General features: G+C 68.7%; 13 protein-coding genes. 5 read left to right on the top strand and 8 right to left on the bottom strand.

The window, feature by feature from the left end:
• Positions 1-301: 301 nt before the first annotated feature.
• From AVR91_RS38045 to AVR91_RS38035, 3 genes are all read right to left on the bottom strand, one after another.
• Positions 302-1864 (bottom strand): amidase, encoded by a 1563-nt coding sequence (locus tag AVR91_RS38045; protein WP_063276167.1) that lies wholly within the window; start codon positions 1862-1864, stop codon positions 302-304.
• 14 nt (positions 1865-1878) lie between these two features.
• Positions 1879-3222, bottom strand: coding sequence for a type I glutamate--ammonia ligase (gene glnA, locus AVR91_RS38040; RefSeq protein ID WP_016331613.1), 1344 nt, complete (start codon positions 3220-3222; stop codon positions 1879-1881).
• Positions 3223-3290: 68 nt separating this feature from the next.
• The gene (locus AVR91_RS38035) at positions 3291-4556 is read right to left on the bottom strand and encodes an MFS transporter (protein ID WP_063276176.1); all 1266 of its coding nucleotides are present in this window, start codon (positions 4554-4556) and stop codon (positions 3291-3293) included.
• A gap of 89 nt (positions 4557-4645) precedes the next feature.
• Here AVR91_RS38035 and AVR91_RS38030 point away from each other — a divergent pair, with 89 nt between their 5' ends.
• The gene (locus AVR91_RS38030; RefSeq protein ID WP_063276166.1) at positions 4646-5314 is read left to right on the top strand and encodes an LppX_LprAFG lipoprotein; all 669 of its coding nucleotides are present in this window, start codon (positions 4646-4648) and stop codon (positions 5312-5314) included.
• 78 nt (positions 5315-5392) lie between these two features.
• On the opposite strand, the gene AVR91_RS38025 is transcribed toward AVR91_RS38030, so the two are convergent.
• Together AVR91_RS38025 and AVR91_RS38020 are read right to left on the bottom strand one after the other, a co-directional pair.
• Positions 5393-6943 (bottom strand): alpha/beta hydrolase, encoded by a 1551-nt coding sequence (locus AVR91_RS38025; protein WP_083737909.1) that lies wholly within the window; start codon positions 6941-6943, stop codon positions 5393-5395.
• 52 nt (positions 6944-6995) lie between these two features.
• Complete coding sequence (locus AVR91_RS38020) at positions 6996-8567, bottom strand: alpha/beta hydrolase (protein WP_211282817.1); 1572 nt, start codon at positions 8565-8567, stop codon at positions 6996-6998.
• Between the two features lie 149 nt (positions 8568-8716).
• Here AVR91_RS38020 and secA2 point away from each other — a divergent pair, with 149 nt between their 5' ends.
• The gene (gene secA2 / locus AVR91_RS38015) at positions 8717-11044 is read left to right on the top strand and encodes an accessory Sec system translocase SecA2 (protein WP_063276165.1); all 2328 of its coding nucleotides are present in this window, start codon (positions 8717-8719) and stop codon (positions 11042-11044) included.
• A gap of 149 nt (positions 11045-11193) precedes the next feature.
• Positions 11194-12951: an NAD+ synthase gene (locus AVR91_RS38010; protein ID WP_063276173.1), complete on the top strand. Its 1758-nt coding sequence runs from the start codon at positions 11194-11196 to the stop codon at positions 12949-12951.
• Here AVR91_RS38010 and AVR91_RS38005 read toward each other — a convergent pair.
• Positions 12922-13548 carry a VOC family protein gene (locus tag AVR91_RS38005; protein WP_016331606.1) on the bottom strand — a complete coding sequence of 209 codons (627 nt, stop codon included), beginning with the start codon at positions 13546-13548 and terminating at the stop codon, positions 12922-12924. The genes AVR91_RS38010 and AVR91_RS38005 overlap by 30 nt on opposite strands.
• Positions 13549-13638: 90 nt before the next feature.
• Here AVR91_RS38005 and AVR91_RS38000 point away from each other — a divergent pair, with 90 nt between their 5' ends.
• Positions 13639-14175, top strand: a complete 537-nt coding sequence (locus tag AVR91_RS38000) for a methylated-DNA--[protein]-cysteine S-methyltransferase (protein WP_063276164.1) — start codon at positions 13639-13641, stop codon at positions 14173-14175.
• A 13-nt stretch (positions 14176-14188) separates the two neighbouring features.
• On the opposite strand, the gene AVR91_RS37995 is transcribed toward AVR91_RS38000, so the two are convergent.
• Positions 14189-14776 (bottom strand): DinB family protein, encoded by a 588-nt coding sequence (locus AVR91_RS37995; protein ID WP_063276163.1) that lies wholly within the window; start codon positions 14774-14776, stop codon positions 14189-14191.
• A 141-nt stretch (positions 14777-14917) separates the two neighbouring features.
• Complete coding sequence (gene lysX, locus AVR91_RS37990) at positions 14918-18235, bottom strand: bifunctional lysylphosphatidylglycerol synthetase/lysine--tRNA ligase LysX (protein ID WP_063276162.1); 3318 nt, start codon at positions 18233-18235, stop codon at positions 14918-14920.
• Positions 18236-18479: 244 nt separating this feature from the next.
• Here lysX and panB point away from each other — a divergent pair, with 244 nt between their 5' ends.
• Positions 18480-19355: a 3-methyl-2-oxobutanoate hydroxymethyltransferase gene (panB, locus tag AVR91_RS37985; protein ID WP_063276161.1), complete on the top strand. Its 876-nt coding sequence runs from the start codon at positions 18480-18482 to the stop codon at positions 19353-19355.
• Positions 19356-19486 lie beyond the last annotated feature (131 nt).

Raw genomic sequence — 19486 nt, 5'->3', positions numbered from 1 at the left:
TGTTGAGTTCTCAAGCAACACGCTTTGTTTCAAAGCGATATTCACAAGCTTTTGGTCGAGCATGCCGAAACCTACGGTCTTAGTCGTAGGGGGTCGGCGGCCGCTCGTGGGCCGACGCTGAACGTTACCTGGTCCGGTTCGCGGTGTCAACCCGCTCGGCCCTGGTTCCTTGCCTCGGGGCTTTCGGCCCCGGCGGCCCGGTGTTCCTGGCGACGAAGAGAAGATTACATGCCCCGGAACCCCCCGAAAACAGGGGGGTCACTTAACGACATCGCCGCAGGTCAGCCGGTATAGACCCCCGTCATCCGACGGTCTTCAGGTAGCGAGGCGGTTCGCGGGCGGGGACGACGCGTTCGAAGTCGGCCGCGTAGGCGAGCACCCGGGCGTCGGCCCACTGCCCCGCCATGAACGAAACCCCGACCGGGAGCTCGCCGACGAAACCGGCGGGCACGGTCACCGCGGGGTAGCCCGAGACCGCGGCCGGCGTCGACGACGGGATCACGTCGTTGTCGCCGGTCTTGCAGTCGGTCTTCCAGGCGGGCGGGTTGGTGGGCGCGGCGATGGCGTCGAGGCGGTACTTCGCGAGGGTCTCGTCGATCGAGCGTTTCGCCAGCTCGGTGAGCTCGCGGCGGTTGGCCTGGTAGGTGGGGTCGGACGGGCTGGGCGCGACGAGTGCCTGTTCGAAGAGTTCCTGCCCGGCGAAGCAGGTCTGCTCCAGCGGGTCGGACCGGTTGTAGGCGATCAGCGCGGCGAGGTCGCGCGGGCCTTCGGGGCGCGTGGCCAGGTAGCGATCGATGTCGCGGTGGAACTCGGTGAGCAGGGCCGGGAACTCCAACTCGCCGAGCCTCGCCTGGTACGGCGGCGTCACCTCGACGACCTCTGCTCCGGCCTTGACCAGCGAGTTCTTGGACTTCGTCATCACGGCTTCGACGTCCGGCCCGAGGACCGGCAGGCGCCAGAGCCCGATCCGGGAGCCCTTCAGCACGCCGGGCCGGAGGTGCGCGGCGTAGTCGGTCGGCTGGTTCGGCGGGTACGTGCCGGTGGCGGGGTCGCTCGGGTCGCGGCCCTGGAGCGCGGACAGCGTCAGCGCGACGTCGACGACGTGCCTGGCCATCGGGCCGGCGGTGTCCTGTTCGGCCGAGATCGGCACCACGCCGGTGCGGCTGACCAGGCCGAGGCTCGGTTTGTGTCCCACTGTCGCGGTCATCCCCGCCGGGCAGACGATCGAGCCGTCGGTCTCACTGCCGATCGCCACCTGGGCGAGTGAAGCGGCGACACCCGCGGCGGATCCGGCGGACGACCCACACGGGTTGCGGTCGAGCACGTACGGGTTGTTCGTCTGCCCACCGGCGCCCGACCACCCGGAAGTGGGTTTGGCGGCGCGGAAGTTCGCCCATTCCGACAGGTTCGCCTTGCCGAGGACGACCGCGCCCGCGTCGCGCAGACGGCGGATCAGGGTCGCGTCCTTCGCGGGCTTGCTGCGCAGTGCGCGCGACCCCGCCGTCGTCTGCTGGGAGCGGATGTCGACGTTGTCCTTCACGAGGACCGGGATGCCGTCCAGCGGTCCGCGCGTCTTGCCGGCACGGCGCCTGACGTCGCTCTCCGCGGCCTGCGCGATCGCGGCCGGGTTGACCGCGATGACCGCGTTCACCTTCCGGTCGATCTTGTGGATGCGGTCGAGATAAGCCGAGGTCAGGCCGACGGCGGTCAGGCGTCCGGAGGACATCCGGGCCTGGAGCGCGGGGATGTCGGCGGCGTCGAGATCGAGTGGTTTTCCGGCGGCCGACGCCGCTGGTGCGGCGCTTGCCACGATGGTCGCGGCGACCAGCGCCGTCAGAACTCCGAACACTGGCCGCCGCACCATCAGGTCTCCTTCGTCTAGAGAACCGGAAGCAGGGTCCGCAGCTCGTACGGGGTCACCGCGCTGCGGTAGTTATCCCATTCAACACGTTTGTTGCGCAGGAAGAAGTCGTAAACGTGCTCTCCGAGCGCTTCGGGCAGAAGTTCCGATTTTTCCATCTCCGCCAGCGCCTCCCCGAGGTTCTGCGGGAGCTGGGCATATCCGGCCGCGCGGCGCTCGGCGTCCGACAGCTGCCAGATGTTGTCCTCGGCGGGCGGCGGGAGCTCATAGCCCTTCTCGATGCCCTTGAGACCGGCAGCCAGGATGACCGAGTACGCCAGATAGGGGTTGCACGCGGAGTCGAGCGTGCGGATCTCCACGCGGCGTGACGACGCCTTGCCCGGCGAGTACATCGGCACCCTGACCAGCGCGGAGCGGTTGGCGCGGCCCCACGAAACGGTCGTCGGGGCCTCGCTGCCGCTGATCAGCCGCTTGTAGGAGTTCACCCACTGGTTGGTGACGGCCGAGATCTCCTTCGCGTGGTGCAGCAACCCCGCCACGAAGGCCTTGCCCGTCGCGGACAACTCGTACGGGTCTTCCGCGTCGTAGAAGGCGTTGCGATCGCCCTCGAACAGGCTCACGTGGGTATGCATGCCGGAACCCGGCTGGTCGGTGAACGGTTTCGGCATGAAGGTCGCGCGGACGCCCTGAGTGAGCGCGACCTCCTTGACGACGTAGCGGAAGGTCATCACGTTGTCGGCCATGGTCAGCGCGTCGGCGTACCGGAGGTCGATCTCCTGCTGACCGGGCGCGCCCTCGTGGTGGCTGAACTCGACCGAGATCCCCATCGCCTCGAGTGTCTCGATGGCGTGGCGGCGGAAGTGCGTCGCGGTCGCGTGGCTGGCCTGATCGAAGTAGCCGCCGTTGTCCGCCGGCTCGGGCTCGCTGCCGTCGTCCGGCAGGTTGGAGAGCAGGAAGAACTCGATTTCGGGGTGGACGTAGCAGGTGAAGCCCGCTTCGCCCGCCTTCGAGAGCTGCCTGCGGAGGACGTGCCGGGGGTCCGCCCAGGACGGGGAGCCGTCCGGCATCGCGATGTCGCAGAACATGCGCGCCGAGTACGGGCCGCCGTCAGGCGTCTCCCACGGCAGGACCTGGAACGTGGCCGGATCGGGCTTCGCGACCATGTCGGACTCGTAGACGCGCGCGAATCCTTCGATGGCCGATCCGTCGAAGCCGATGCCCTCGCTGAAGGCACCCTCGAGCTCGGCGGGCGCCACCGCGACGGACTTGAGAAACCCCAGCACATCCGTGAACCAGAGCCTGACGAAACGGATGTCGCGCTCTTCCAAGGTACGGAGCACGAACTCCTGCTGGCGATCCATGGCCGCACCCTAACGAGAACGTGTTAACGACATGTTTCGCGACGCGCCGATCGACCGGAAGTGGTGGTTCACCCCACGAGGACCGGCTCGGGCTTGGCCGCCTTGGTGATCGACAGCGAAGCGACCGAAGCGATCACGGCGAGGCTCGCGGCGATGTACCAAGCGAGCGCGTAGCTGCCCGAGGAATCGCGGATCGCGCCTGCACCGAAGGCCGCGAGACCGGCACCGAGCTGATGGCTCGCGAAGACCCAGCCGAAGACGATCGGCCCGGCGGCGCCGTATTGCCGGACACAGAGCGCGACGGTGGGCGGAACCGTCGCCACCCAGTCGAGGCCGTAGAAGATGATGAAGGCCCACATGCTCGGTTCCACCGTTCCGCTCAGCAGCTGTGGGAGCAGGGCGAGCGAAACGCCGCGAAGGGCGTAGTAGACGCCGAGCAGGATTCGCGGATCGACGCGGTCGGTGAGCCACCCCGAGGCGATCGTGCCGACGACGTCGAAGATGCCGACGAGGGCGAGCAGGCCGGCGGCGGTCGTCTGCGGCATGCCGTGGTCGTGCGCCGCGGGCACGAAGTGCGTGCTGACCAGGCCGTTCGTCGTAGCGCCACAGATCGCGAAGCCGACGGCGAGCAGCCAGAACGTCCTCGTGCGGGCTGCCGAGCCCAGGACCGACAGGGCGCGGCGGGCGGAACCACCCGTGCGGGCGACGGGAGCGACTTCGCCTGGCTCCGCGCCGTAAGCGGTCGTTCCGACGTCGGATGGGTGATCGCGGACCACCAGAAGGACGACGGGGACGACGGCCAGCGCGGCGATGGCGATGACGAGCGACGCCGTCCGCCAGCCCTCGTCGACGGCGAGGTTCGCCACGATCGGCAGGAAGATCAGCTGGCCGGTGGCGCCCGCCGCGGTGAGGACGCCGGTGACGACGCCGCGGCTGCGGACGAACCAGCGGGCGGCGACGGTGGCGGCGAAACTCATCGCCATCGAGCCGGTGCCGACGCCGACCAGCACGCCCCAGCAGAGGATGAGCTGCCAGCTCGCGTTCATGAACACCGTGCCGCCCGCGCCGATCGCGACGACGAACAACGCCGTCGAGGCGACGCGTCGCATGCCGAAGCGCTCCATGAGAGCCGCCGCGAAGGGCGAGAAGAGTCCGTAGAGGACGAGGTTCACGGAGACGGCCGAAGCGATCGTCGCGCGCGACCAGCCGAACTCGTTGTGAAGCGGGTCGATGAGCACGCCTGGGGCCGCGCGGAAACCGGCGGCGGCGAGCAGGGCGATGAACGCGGCGGCGGCGACGAACCACGCGCGGTGAAGACGGGTCTCGGTTTGCACGGGTACAGCGTCATCGGCGGCGGCGCCCGGCGAAAGCGGCCGGAAGGACACTGTGCGCAAGATTCGGGCCATGGCCATAGGCTCTGCCCATGCGCTGCCGTCACCTCGTGCCGGCGCTGCTGCTCACGCTCGGGCTCATCGGCGGCTGCGCGGGGTCTCCCCCGCTGCCGCCTGCCCAGGACTACGTGAGCGCGGCGGCCGACTCCCTCGTCTCGTTGCGCAGCGTGCGGTTCACGCTCGGGGTGAACGGGGTCGTCACCGGGTTGCCGGTGCGCGGGCTCGACGGCGAGGTCAGCCTCGACGGCGGCGCGATCGGGAAGGCCGATCTGCAAGACGACTCCGGGCGGAGGAAGGTCGAGTACCGGCTGTCGGGCTCGGAGGTCACGCTCAGCGGGCCTGACGGGAAGCAGGTGTTGCCGGCTTCGGCGCCGTACACGCCCGAAGCGATGCTCGGGCCTGAAGGCGGGCTTCGGCGGCTGTTGACCGGGGCGACCGAGTTGCGGGGCGAGCGGTGGGAGCGGGTGCAGGACACCGAGTCGTTCCGGATCGCCGCGAAGGTGTCGGCCGCGGTGATCGGCGGGGTGGTGCCGGAGATCAAGTCGGACGTGTTCGTGAAGCTGTGGATTTCGCGGGACGAGCCGCGGCGGCTGGTGCGGGTGTGGTTGCAGGTGCCGCCGACGAGGCCGGAGGAGTTCGCGGTGATGTTGGAACTGGCGTTGACCAGGCATAACGCGGTGGTCGTCGGGGCCGGGCGGTAGCAAAGGTCCCTTGCTCGCTTTTCGCGGGAAATGCCTGGTCAGCGGGGTCGGTGGTAGCAAAGGTCCCTTGCTCCCCCGCTAGGAGCAGCGGGTGTCGGGCGCGGGTAGGTCGCCATCGATCAGGTAGGCACGGCCGGCACTGTCGACGCACTCGTTGCCGTCGAGGAAGACGGTGTGCTGCGCGCCCTCGAACGTGAGCAAAGCTCCCTTGAGATCACGCGCCAGGTTCACGCCGGACGCGTACGGAGTAGCCGGGTCGTCGGTGGTCGAGATGATCACGGGCCGCGGCAGGCCGCCGACGTCCGGTTTGTGCACCTCCGACGTGGCGGGTACCGGCCACACCGAGCAGATGTCCAGCTCGCTCATGTCCGGGGTGCCGCCGGTCAGGAACGGCGCGCCCTGAAGCATCCGCTGGTGAGCGTCGTCGATGACGCGCCTGTCGGCGATCCGCGTGCTGTCGACGCAACGAACGGCGAAGTACACGTCGAGGATGCCGGTGTACCGGCCATCGGATTCGCGGCCGTAGTAGTTGTCGGCCAGCGCGACCAGCGTCTTGCCACTTCCCCGCTTGAGCTCGGCGAACCCGTCGTTGAGGAATTTCCACGCGTCCTGCGAGTACAGCGCGGCACTGGTGCCGGTGATGGCGTCCTCGAACGAGAGCTTGCGGGGCCCCGCGGGTACCGGGGCGGTGATCAGCGGCTGGACCAGGTCCTGGAACGCCTTCGTCATCGCTCCCGCGTCACGGCCGAGCGCGCAGTCCGCGCGAGCGGCGCACCACTTGCCGAATTCGGTGAACGTGTTCTGGAAGCCCGCCATCTGCGTGACCAGCGATTCGGCGGTATCGAGTTCGGGATCGACCGCGCCGTCGAGGAGCAGCGCCCGCACCTTGTCCGGGTAGGCCTCGGCGTAGGCGGTCCCGATCTGCGTGCCGTACGAAAACCCCAGGTAGGTGAGCTTCTCGTCGCCCAGGGCCGAGCGGAGGACGTCGAGATCGCGGACTACGTCCCTGGTCCCGATGTTGGCGAGAAGCTCTTCACCGTGCTTCGTGCGCTCGGCGCACTTCGCGGCGTACGCCCTGGCGTCGGCGAGTTGCTTCGCGACCCCGGCGGGTGTCGAGTCGCTTTCCGAATCTTCCGCGCGGTCCGCGTCGCGTTCGGCGTCGGTGAGGCAGACGAGCTTCGGCTCGCTGGTCCCGACCCCACGCGGATCGAATCCGACGATGTCGAAGCGCTCGGCCAGCGCGGCCGCGGGCCGGGACTTCGCGATCCGCGCCGCGGCCGAGACGCCCGAGCCACCGGGGCCGCCCGGATTGAGCACGAGGGAACCGATCCGCTTGCCGGAGTTCTTCGTCTTGTGCCGGAGGACGCCGATGGAGATCGTCTCGCCGTCCGGCTTCAGGTAGTCGAGCGGCACGGTGAGCTTCGCGCAGTCGAACGCCTTGTCCGTGAGGGACGCGCACGCGCCCCACGCCAGTTTCTGCTCGGTGAACTTCTCGAGCGCCTTCGGGTCCGGAGTAGGTGACGCCGTGGTGGTCGGCGACGCCGTCGGCGCGGGCTGTGGCTGCTGCGTCGTGCAGGAGGCGACCAGCACGGCGACAACGAGCACGGCCGGGACGCGGCGAAGGCTCATCTCGCGATCTTCGCAGCGTCCCGGCCGCTCAAGGCCCTTCGCGCCGAACTCGTTATTTGGCGGCGCAGCGCGTGCCCTCGTCCGGCAGGGCACCGTTCACCAGGTAGTCGATACCGATCTGGTCGACACACGAGACGCCCTGGAGGAACACCGTGTGCTGGTTTCCCTCGAACGTGAGCAAAGCTCCCTTGATCGCTTTCGCGAGGTTGACGCCCGCCTGATACGGGGTCGCCGGGTCGTTCGTCGTCGAGATGACCAGCGTCTTCGGCAGGCCCTCGACGTTCGGCTGATGCGGCTCCGAGGTGTTCGGCACCGGCCAGAAGGCGCAGGAGTCGCGCGCGGCTCCGTCCGGCCTGCCGTCGTCGAGGAACGGCGCCGCCTGCGCGTACCGCTTCTGCGCGTCGAGGATCTTCGCCGGATCGGTGACCCTGGGGTCGTCGACGCAGCGTATCGCGACGAAGGCGTCCTGCGTCGTCCCGTAGCGGCCGTCGGCACCGCGCTCGTTGTAGAGGTCGGCCAGTTTCTCCAGGCCCCCGCCGCGCTGACGCTTCAGGTCGTTGAGCGCGGTGTTCAGCGGTTCCCAGAGATCTTCCTGGTAGAGGGCCTGTATCACGCCCGTCGTCGCGTCCTCGTACGACAGTTTCCGGCCGTCGCCGACCGGCACCGGGAAGTCGATCAGGGGCCGCACCAGGTCCTGGAACGCCTTCGTCGCGCCGGCGGCGTCACGTCCCAATGCGCAGTCCTCACGCGCGGCGCACCAGTTCGAGAACTCCCCGAACGCCTTGCCGAAGCCCTGTCCCTGCGCGACCAGCGACTCCACGGCGTCCTGCTCCGGGTCGACGGCCCCGTCGAGCACCAGCGCGCGGACGTTCGCCGGGAACGCCTCGGCGTAGGCGGACCCGATCCGCGTCCCGTAGGAGTAGCCGAGGTAGCTCAGCTTCGGCTCGCCGAGGACCGAACGCAGGATGTCCATGTCCTTGACGACGTCACGCGTACCCAGGTTGGCGAGCATCGCGGCGCCGTGTTCGGTCCGCTCGGCACACTTCGCCGCGAAGTCCTGGGACTCGGTCTCCTGCTTTTTCACTCCCTCGGGTGATCCGTCGGTCTCGCTGTCGTCCGCGCGGTCCGCGTCGCGTTCGGCGTCGGTCAGGCAGCGGACCTGCGGCTGGCTCGCGCCGATGCCGCGCGGGTCGAAACCGACCATGTCGAAGCGCTTGCCCAGCTCGTTCGTCGCCGTCCGGGAGGCGAGACCGGCCGCGGCCTGCATCCCGGAGGCGCCTGGGCCGCCGGGGTTGACCACGAGCGCCCCAATCCTTTCGTCGGTATCCAGCGCCTTCCGGCGCAGCAGGCCGAGCGTGATCGAGTCGCCTTCGGGCTTCGCGTAGTCGAGCGGGACGGTGAGCCTGGCGCACTGTGCGTCCTTCACCCGAAACGCCGCTTTCGCGTCATCGGATGTCGCGTAGGGTGCACAGTCGGCCCAGGTCAGGCTCTGTCCGTAGAACTTTTCGAGTCCGGCGGGCACCGGTCCGGTCGGAGCGTGCGATTCGGTGGCCGGAGGCGGCGGCTGGGTTCTACCCTCTCCCGACGAGCACGCGGCGACGGTGACCGCGAGCAGGCCGGACAGCGTGATCGCGGCGAATCGGCGGGCACGGGACCTGGCGCTGACATGAGTGGACACGGTTGGATCGTGCCATCGGCCGTGGAACTCGGCCGCACCACCACTGCGTTGGTGGTACGGGTGCGGACGGCAGAAGAACAGACGGGAGCACAGGGGTGGCAGCACTGATCAGCCGGGTGAGCAAGAAGCTGCGCCGGATCATCCAGCGGCCGGGCAGCGTCGAGCTGACCCGCTACGAAGCGCTGCTGCCGGCCATCGAGAAGCTCGAGCCCGAGTTGGAGAAGCTTTCCGACGAGGAGCTGACAGAGCGGGCCGGCAAGCTTCGGGACGCCGCTTCCTTCGGCAACGACCAGCTGATCGAGGTCTGCGCGCTCGGTCGCGAGGCCGCGCGGCGGGCGCTCGGCGAGCGTGCCTTCGATGTCCAGTTGCTGGGCACGATGGGCCTGCTCAGCGGGCATATCGTGCAGATGGAGACCGGTGAGGGCAAGACGCTGGCGGGTGCGCTGGCCGGCGCCGGGTACGCCCTACGCGGGAAGCACGTCCACGTCGTCACGGTGAACGACTACCTCGCCCGTCGTGACGCGGAGTGGATGGGCCCGATCTACGCCCTGCTCGGTGTCTCCGTCGGCTGGGTCGAGCCCGCGCACTCCGGCGACGAGCGCCGCGAGGCGTACGCGAAGGAGGTCACGTACGGCGCCGTCAGCGAGATCGGCTTCGACGTGCTGCGCGACCGCCTGGTGACCCGCGAAGAGGACCTCGTCCAGCGCGAGCCCGAGGTGGCGATCGTCGACGAGGCGGACTCCGTGCTGGTCGACGAGGCCCGCGTGCCGCTGGTGATGGCCGGATCGATCGACCACACCGACGCCGACGAAGAGGTCGCGAACATCGTCCGCCGCCTGCGGCTCGGGCTCCACTACGAGACCGACGCCGACGGCCGCAACGCCTGGCTGACCAAGGCCGGCGCTTCGGTGGTCGAGAAGGCCCTCGGCGACGACATCAACCTTTACGACGAGACGGGCTCGGACCGGCTGCCCGCGGTGAACGTGGCGCTGCACGCGCACGCGCTGCTCACCCGCGACGTCGACTACCTCGTGCGCGACGGCAAGGTGCAGCTGATCAACGCCGCGCGCGGCCGCGTCGCCGAGCTTCAGCGCTGGCCGGACGGGCTCCAGGCCGCCGTCGAGGCGAAGGAGCAGGTCAAGGCGACCGACCGGGGCGAGATCCTCGACTCGATCACCGTGCAGGCGCTGCTCGCGCGCTACCCCGAGGTCGCGGGCATGACCGGTACCGCGGTCGCGGTCGCCGAGCAGTTGCGCGAGTTCTACAAGCTCGAGGTCGCGGTCATCCCGCCGAACACGCCGAACATCCGTGAAGACCAGGAAGACCGGATCTTCGGGTCGCCGTCGCAGAAGCTGCGCGCGATCGAGGAGGAGATCCGGCGGGTGCACGAGACCGGGCGGCCGATCCTCGTCGGCACCCAGGACGTCGCCGAATCCGAAGAGCTGGCCGAGAAGCTGGCGAAGGTCGACCTCGAATGCGTCGTGCTCAACGCGCGCAACGACGCCGAGGAAGCCGCGATCATCGCCGACGCCGGCAAGAAGGGCGCGGTCACCGTTTCGACGCAGATGGCCGGTCGAGGCACCGACATCCGGCTGGGCGGCAAGGACGGTGACGGCCGCGACGAGGTCGTCGAGCTGGGCGGCCTGCACGTGATCGGCACCGCCCGGTACCCGTCGAGCAGGCTGGACGGCCAGCTGCGCGGCCGGTCCGGACGGCAGGGCGACCCGGGCAGCGCGGTGTTCTTCGCCAGCCTGAACGACGAACTCGTGCTGTCGAACGCGCCGGACATCCCCGAGGGCATCAGCTCGGACGTGGGCAGCGGCGAGATCGTCGACCCGGCGGCGTTGCGGCAGATCAACCACGCGCAGCGTGTCGCCGAGGGTGTCGACCTGGAGATCCACCGGAACACGTGGCGCTACACGCGGCTGATCGAGCGGCAGCGCGGCGAGCTGCTGGAGCACCGGGACAAGGTGCTGCGGACGGCGCACGCGGCGGAGGTGCTGGAGAAGGCGCACCCGGAGAAGTTCAAGGAACTTTCGGAGAAGGTCGACGACGAGGCCCGCGTCGAGCAGCTGTGCCGCGAGGTGCTGCTGTTCCACATCGATCAGCTGTGGTCGGACCACCTGGCGTTCCTGACCGACGTGCGGGAGAGCATCCACCTGCGGGCGCTGGCGCGGGAGACGCCGATCGACGAGTTCCACCGCGCGGCGATCCCCGAGTTCCACAAGATCATCCCGGAGGCGGCCGAGCGGGCGGCGAAGACGCTCGAGGAGGCCGAGATCACCGACAACGGGATCGACCTCGGTGACGCGGGGGTGCGGCGGGCGAACACGACGTGGACGTACCTGGTGCACGACAACCCGTTCGACTCCGACTTCGAGCAGACCATCAAGAAGGTTCGGAGCATGATCAAGCGCAAGTAGCGCGCGGGGAGCGGGGGACCTTTGCTACCACTCTCTTTCGGCGAGTGGTAGCAAAGGTCCCCCGCTCTCTTTTCGCGACGGCCGCACCCGGGTGGGCGATTCGGCACATCCGGTCGTCCCCGCGGACGCCGGTGGGTGAGAATGTCGGCATGCCGCAACTGCGCATCGCACTGGCCCAGGTCAACACCACCGTCGGCGACCTCGAAGGCAACGCCGAGCTCACCGTCGAGTGGACTCGCAAGGCCGCCGAAGCAGGCGCCCACATCGTCGTCTTCCCGGAGATGTCCCTCACCGGTTACCCCGTCGAGGACCTCTCACTCCGCCCGACCTTCGCCTCCGCCTCGAAGCAGATGGTCGAAGCGCTCGCCAAGCGGCTCGAAGACGCCGGCTGTGGCGAGGTGCTCACCTACATCGGCTACCTCGACCTGGACGAGACCGGCCCGCGCGACGCGGCCGCCGCGCTGTACCGCGGTGAAGTGGTCGCTCGCCAGTTCAAGCACCACCTGCCCAACTACGGCGTCTTCGACGAGCACCGCTGGTTCAAGCCGGGCCAGGAGCTCGAGGTCGTCCGCTTCCACGGCGTCGACGTCGGCATGGTGATCTGCGAGGACGTCTGGCAGGACGGCGGCCCGATCTCCGCGCTGGGCAAGGCCGGGGTCGACCTCGTGGTCGCGCCCAACGCTTCGCCCTACGAGCGGGCGAAGGACGACATCCGCCTGCCGCTCATCGCCCGCCGCGCGGCCGAGGCCGGGGCGCCGCTGGTGTACACGAACCAGATCGGCGGCCAGGACGACCTCGTCTTCGACGGCGACTCGATCGTGGTCGGCGCAGACGGCCGGCTGCTGGCGCGCGCGCCGCAGTTCGTCGAGCACCTGCTCGTCGTCGACACGGACCTCGTCGCCGGCGGTCACACCGCCGAAGGCGAATTCGAAGGCCTGCGGGTCAAGCGCCGCGTGCTCGGCGAAGACCCGGTCCCGGCGTACACCCCGAGCACCGAGTCCGCGATCAGCGAGCCGCTGTCGGACGAAGCCGAGGTGTGGCACGCGCTCGTCGTCGGTCTGCGCGACTACGTGCACAAGAACGGCTTCTCGTCGGTGACCTTCGGGTTCTCGGGCGGCATCGACTCGGCGGTCGTGGCGGCGCTGGCCGCCGACGCACTGGGCGGCGACAACGTCTACGGCGTTTCGATGCCTTCGGAGTACTCCTCGGAGCACTCGAAGGGCGACGCCGAAGACCTCGCCCGCCGGATCGGCGCGCACTACCGCGTCGAACCGATCGCGGACATGGTCAAGGTCTACGTCGAGCAGCTTCGGCTGACCGGTCTCGCCGAGGAGAACATCCAGGCCCGTGTCCGCGGCATGCTGTTGATGGCGTTGTCCAACCAGGAAGGTCACCTGGTGCTGGCCACCGGCAACAAGACCGAACTCGCCGTCGGCTACTCGACGATCTACGGCGACGCCGTCGGGGCCTTCGCGCCGATCAAGGACCTGTTCAAGACGCACGTCTGGCATTTGGCCAAGTGGCGCAACAAGGAAGCCGAGAAGAACGGCGAAACCCCGCCGATCCCGGAGAACTCGATCACCAAACCTCCGTCGGCGGAGTTGCGTCCGGGCCAGCTGGACAGCGACTCGCTGCCCGACTACCTGATGCTCGACGACATCCTCGACGACTACATCGAGGGCGACCGCGGCTACGTCGACCTGGTCGACGCGGGCTTCGAACCGGAGACCATCGACCGGGTGGTGCGGATGGTCGACAAGGCCGAATACAAGCGCCGCCAGTACCCGCCGGGCACCAAGATCACGTTCAAGGCGTTCGGGCGGGACCGGCGGCTGCCGATGACCAACGGCTGGCGGGAGGGCACCGTCGTGACCCGCTCAGCTCAGCGCGACCTGCTTCCCGGCTGAGTTCGTCAGCACGGCCACCAGGCCGGGCTTCGTGTCACGCCGGACGAGCATGTCCATCCCGAGCGCGCGGACCGCGGCTTCGACCGCGGCCGGCTCGGGGTGGACGCCGGTGACCATGAGCAGCGGGATCGACGGGAGACCCCGCGTCGTCGGATGCGGGGTGCTCCCCCAGTCGATGAGGAAGGGCGCGAGCCCGTCGAGGCCGCCCGCACCGGTGAGGCGCCAGGTCAGCAGTTCGCCGTCGTCGGTGGTTCGTGACATCTCGGACGCTTCGCCCGGGTCGTAACCGCGTTGGCGTGCCTCAGCGATCGCCTCGTCGATACCGTCCACACGCGCCGCCCAGGTGATCAGGGCGGGAGCTGTCAGCTCGTCGATGCCGAACGGGCGCGGCCCGATGTGCTCGGGCTGATCCGGGTCGGGACCGACCACCTCGAGGTAAGCACCGGCGCCCAGGTCGGCCAGGTAGTTGGCCGTACCGAAACCGACATGCCTTCCGCCGCGTACCGGCGTGACGCCGGTCAGCTCGGCGACGCGCTCGACGGCCTCTTCGAGGTCCGGCCCGGCGTAGACGAGATGGTCAAGCACGAGGTCGCTCATGGCCATACTCCTACCGCAGCGACGGCTCCGGCGGCACCGCGGCCTGGCGATCGATCCGAAACTGTCGGACCGCTCTCGTACCCTGGGCTCATGACGGCACCGGGCTACTCCGTGTTCGGCACCGCGATCGGCGACTGCGGCATCGCGTGGAGCGAACGCGGGGTCGTCGCGGTCCAGCTCCCCGAGGGCAGTGAAGAGAAGACGAGGGCGCGACTGACCGCGCGCCTTCCCCAGGCGACCGAATCCACCCCGCCGGAGAAAATCCAGCGCGCGATCGACGGGATCGTCTCGTTGATGGACGGCAAGCGCACGGATCTCACCGGCGTCGAACTCGACTACGAAGGAGTACCGGACTTCCACCACCGCGTGTACGAATTCATCCGCACGATCCCCGCGGGCAAGACGCTGACCTACGGCGACATAGCGAACATCCTCGGCATGCCCGGCGGCGCGCAGGCCGTGGGGCAGGCGATGGGCCGGAACCCGGTCCCGATCATCGTGCCGTGCCATCGCGTGCTGGCCGCCGGCGGCAAGGACGGCGGCTTCTCCGCGCGCGGAGGGGTCGCCACCAAGCGCCGGATGCTGGTCATCGAAGGCGCTTTGGCGGACGAACCGACCTTGTTCTGATCGCTGTGAGCCTCTAGTCGCTCTGACCTGGCGACCAGGGCTTGAGCCACGGCGTCTCCGGCCAGCCTTCCGCGGCGGCCATCAACGGGATCGCCGTCGCGCCGTCGATGTGCTCGCGAATGATGTCGGCGTGCCCGGCGTGCCGCGCGGTCTCCTCGATGAGATGGAGCAGCACCCAGCGGACCGACCACGCGTCGATGTCCTGCGGATACCAAGGCACGCCCTTCGGCACCGGAACCGGCTGGCCGAGATCGGCGATGCCCGCGATGACGTCCGAGGTGCGGCGGGCGACTTCGTCGTAACGCGCGAAGACGTCTTCGAGTGTCTCGCCGTCAGCCATCACGTAGCCGGCTTCGTACTCCTTCATGGCCTCGTCCATCGGCTTCGAGGGCTTCTGGAGAAGGATGTCGATCCAGCCGTCTTCGGTGAGCGCGGTGTGTTTGATCAGGCCGCCGACGCTCAGCGAGCTTCTGGTCGGGACGGCTCTTGCCTGTTCTTCGGTGAGGCCGTGCGCGGCGATGCGCAGGACGTGGCGCTGCTCCTCGAGGTACGCGAGGAGTCCTTCGCGCTCGTCGGCGACCGGGGGAACGTTTCCAGCCATGGTGGCTCCTTCCGTTGGAAGGGGATCATGACACCCGGCACCGGCTTCCTGGGGCGATTCGGCCCGGCGGGGAGCAAGGGACCTTTGCTACCACTTGTCTCGATATTGAGAGAAGTGGTAGCAAAGGTCCCCTGCTACCCACTACCCCTGCGGACGCACGAACGGGAACAGCACCGTCTGCCGGATCGACGCCCCGGTCAGCATCATCAGCAGCCGGTCGACGCCGATGCCGAGCCCACCGGTCGGCGGCATGCCGTGTTCGAGCGCGAGCAGGAAGTCCTCGTCCAGCTCCATCGCCTCGACGTCCCCGCTCGCGGCGCGCAGCGACTGGGCCTCCAGCCGCCGTCGTTGCTCGAGCGGGTCGGTCAGCTCGGTGTACGCCGTGCCGACCTCGGAGCCGAACGCGATCAGGTCCCAGCGCTCGGCCAGCCGCGGGTCCACGCGATGTTGCCGGGTCAGCGGCGAGACGTCGGTCGGGTAGTCGGTGTAGAAGGTCGGCAGCACCGTCGCGCCTTCGACCAGGTGCTCGTGTGCCTTCAGCACGAGGTCGCCGTGCCCGGCGTCCTCGTTCACCGGCACCCCGGCCGCGCGGCACAGCCGCTGGAGTTCGGCGACGGAGGTGCTCGCGTCGACCTTCTCCCCGAGCGCGGCCGAGACGGCTTCGTGGACCGGGATCACCGGCCAGTCACCGGAAATGTCGTACTCGACGACCTTCCCGTCCGGCCCCGGACGGCGAACAACCTGCGCGCCGTACGCGGCCTCCGCGGCGCACTGCACGAGTTCGCGCGTCAAGGTCCGCATGGTGTTGTAGTCGGCATACGCCTGATACGCCTCCAGCATGGTGAATTCGGGGTTGTGCGTCGCGTCGACACCCTCGTTGCGGAAGTTCCGGTTCAGTTCGAAAACGCGCTCGACGCCCGCCACGCAAAGCCGCTTCAGGTAGAGCTCGGGCGCGATCCGCAGATACATCCGCATGTCGTAGGCGTTGATATGCGTGATGAACGGGCGCGCGTTGGCGCCGCCGTGTACGGTCTGCAGCATCGGCGTCTCGACTTCGAGGTAGTCGCCCTGATGCAGCCGTTCCCGCACCGCGCGCACAACGGTCGAGCGCATCCGCAGCATCGCCGTCGAGTCCGGGTTCACCGCGAGGTCCAGGTACCGCTGCCGCACCCGCGTCTCCGGGTCGGTGAGGCCTTTTCGCTTGTCCGGCAACGGATGCAGACTCTTCGCCGTCACGGTCCATTCGTCGACGAGCACGGAAAGCTCACCGCGTCGCGACGTCACGACCTGCCCGCTCACGCCGACATGGTCACCGAGGTCGATGCCTCGCCGCCAGCCGCCGAGGTCGAGCACGGAGGCGTCGAGCATCAGCTGGATCTCGCCGCTGAAATCCTTGACCCGCGCGAAACAGAGCCCACCGAGGTTGCGCATCGCGAGCACCCTGCCGGCGACGCGGACCCGATGACCGGTGTGGGTGTCCGGGCTCAGATCACCGAACTTCGAGACGACATCGCCGAGCAGATCCTCCCGGGCGAAACCGACCGGGTAAGGGTCGATCCCGGCTTCCCGCAAGCGGTCCAGCTTCGCCATCCGCACCCGGACCTGGTCGGGGCGTCGCACCTGTTTCGGCGCGGGGGTGGCCGCGTTCGCTTCGATGCGGTGGACTTCGGCGACGAATTCCTCGGTGACCGTCTCCAGTTTCAGCGCCCGAGACGATCGTCCTGTCGGGACGAAGCCTTCGAGCGCGCCGGCGACGATACCGACCCGCGGCAACCGTCGAGCCGAGGAATAGCACAGGAAACGCGGCTCCCAGTCGGGCCCGTACTTGGCGTTGGACCGGTAAAGCGATTCCAGCTGGAAGAACCGTGACGCCATGCTGAGCACGCCGCGCCAGGCGCGCAGCACCGGGCCCGCGCCGATCCGCTCCCCCTCGGAGAAGACCGCGCGGAACATCGCGAAGTTCAGCGAAATCCGTTGCGCACCAAGGTGAGAACTCGCTGCGACGACCTCGGCGACCATGTACTCGTTGAGCCCGTTCTCGGCGTCGCGGTCGCGCCGCATCAGATCGAGCGACAGGCCGCGGCGGCCCCACGGCACGAACGACAGCATGCCGCGAAGCTCGCCCTTGGCGTCGTACGCCTCCACCATCACGCTGCGGCCGTCGCTCGGATCACCGAGCCTGCCGAGCGCCATCGAGAACCCGCGCTCGGTCTCCGCGCCGCGCCACTGCTGCGCGTGCAGCAACAGCCCGGCCATTTCGTCGGCCGGGATTTCGCTGTGTCGCCGGACTTTCGTGCTGTATCCAGCCCTTTCGATCCGTTTGACCGCTTGCCGGACCGAGCGACGTTCCGGCCCGGCGAGGCTGAAGTCGCGGACGTCGAGGACGGCTTCGTCGCCGATTTCCAGCGCGCGCAGACCCGCGTCGGCGTAGACCTTCGCGCCGCGTTCGCTCGCGCCGAGCACGCCGGGCGTCCAGCCGTAGGTGCGTGCCTCGTTCAGCCAGGCGCGGACCGCGTCGGGCCAGGCGTCGGGATCGCCGATGGGATCCGCGCTGGCGACGCTGGTGCCCGCGAGCACGCGGTAGGCCACGGCGGCGCGGCCGTTCGGCGAGAAGACGACGCTCTTCTCGCGCCTGGTGGCGAAATAGCCGAGAGAGTCGTCTTCGCCGTGTTCGGCCAGAAGACGGCGTACGCGCAGTTCTTCCTCGTCCGTCCTCAAGCGACGGCTACGCACCCCGCGGAAGAGCGTGTACAGCGCGGCCGTCGCGACGGCCGTCGCGCTGAGGTCGAGAACGAGGTCGAGCCACGCGGGTCCTTCGCCGATCCCGACCCGGCGCAGCTGGATGTTCTCCCCGGTCGTGTGGTTGACGACCCAGGCGAACCGCGCCCAAGTGTCGGCGAGGCGGCCGGGGAAGGCTTCGCTCAAGCCCCAGCCGACGAGAATGACCGCGGCCAGGCCGCCGAAGAGCACCGTCAAACCGTCGCGCCAGGCTCCGGGCGCGAGCCGGGCGGGGAACGCGGGCCGCAGGATCCAGAGGAACGCGATCATCCCGATCGAGATCAGGTCGGCGATGGCCAGCACCCACACCTGGTGCGGGATGTGCCGGACCTGCCACGGGCCCAATTTCAGCAGTTCGGGCCACCAAAGCAGGGCGGCTTGGAAGGCCAGCGTCACCGCCAGGCCGCCGACCTGGAACAACAGGAGCGTGTAGAGGGCCGCGCGTTTGCGGCGGCGGAGCGCGGCGCCGAGGACGACGAGCAGCAAGACGATCACGAGGCTCGCGTTCGTCGGGATGCTCAAGGCCGAGAAGGCGATGTCACCCGTCCTGAGCACCGGCCCCTTCACGCCGCCGGCGAGCAGAAGGATCACCGAGAACACGGCCGCGAGCTGCACGAGGGTGGCGACGATCCCGCCCGCCCTCGCCTTCCACGGCGCGACTCGGCCCACTGGGTTTGCCATTCTGGTCCTTCGCGGTACACACAGGAGATCGACAGCTGTACTTACTTGACGTCACACAACCCTGTGTGGTTGTCAACGATCATCATCCTCTGGTCTGAATTTCCTCATCCGCGGGCGTGACGCCGCCGTGTGAAGCTGGTCGCAGGGCCTTGGGAGCGGTATCCGGCCATGTCACGCTTTGTCTTGTTCAGCTCCACGACCCGGGGACCTCTTCGAGGCCTCGAGGGAAGGACGGTCGACAAGGATGTCTGCCACCGAAAAGGATTCCGGCGAGCTCACCGCTCCGTACGGGACCGGCGCGGCGCCCCAGGCCACATCTGGGAAGAAGGTCCGCGTACATCACCTTCGCGACATGAAGGAGCGCGGCGAAGCCTGGCCGATGCTCACCGCCTACGACATGTACACCGCCGCGCTGTTCGACGAAGTGGGCATTCCCGTGCTGCTCGTCGGCGATTCCGCGGCGAACAACGTCTTCGGCTATGACACTTCGCTCCCAGTGACCGTGGACGAGCTGCTTCCCTTGGTCCGCGCGGTCACCCGATCGGTGAAGCGGGCCCTGGTCGTGGCCGATCTGCCGTTCGGTTCGTATCAGCTTTCCCCGCAACAGGCGCTGGAGACGTCCGTGCGCTTCATGAAGGAAGGCCGCGCGCACGCGGTGAAACTCGAAGGCGGACGGAAATTCGCTCCGCACGTCGAGGCGCTGACGTCGGCCGGTGTCCCCGTGATGGGACATATCGGGTTCACACCGCAGAGTGAACACAATCTGGGCGGCTACCGCGTCCAGGGGCGCGGCGAAGCGGCCGAAGCGCTGCTCGCCGACGCGCTCGCTCTGGAGGAGGCCGGCGCCTTCGCGGTCGTCATGGAGATGGTGCCCGCCGAAGCCGCGAAGCGGATCACGCACGAGCTGAAGATCCCGACCGTCGGCATCGGCGCCGGGCCGGACTGCGACGCGCAGGTACTCGTCTGGCAGGACATGGCCGGGCTGCGGCGCGGCAAGACCCCTCGCTTCGTGAAGAAGTACGCCGACCTCGCCGGCGTGCTGGCCGGGGCCGCGTCCGCGTTCGCGGAGGACGTCCGGCGGGGCGAATTCCCGGCTCCGGAGCACTCTTTCCACGACTGACCCGCCTCTGACCTGCGAAAAGAGAGCAAGGGACCTTTGCTACCACTCCTGACCGAGAGCGTGGTAGCAAAGGTCCCTTGCTCTCCGCACTGTGGTGACCGTGTGGATTCTGGTCATCTGACGCCCCAAAA

Source organism: Amycolatopsis keratiniphila subsp. keratiniphila (assembly GCF_001620365.2).
In the GTDB taxonomy this organism is placed as follows: Bacteria; Actinomycetota; Actinomycetes; order Mycobacteriales; family Pseudonocardiaceae; genus Amycolatopsis; species Amycolatopsis keratiniphila.
This window is presented reverse-complemented; position numbering and strand designations above follow the sequence as displayed.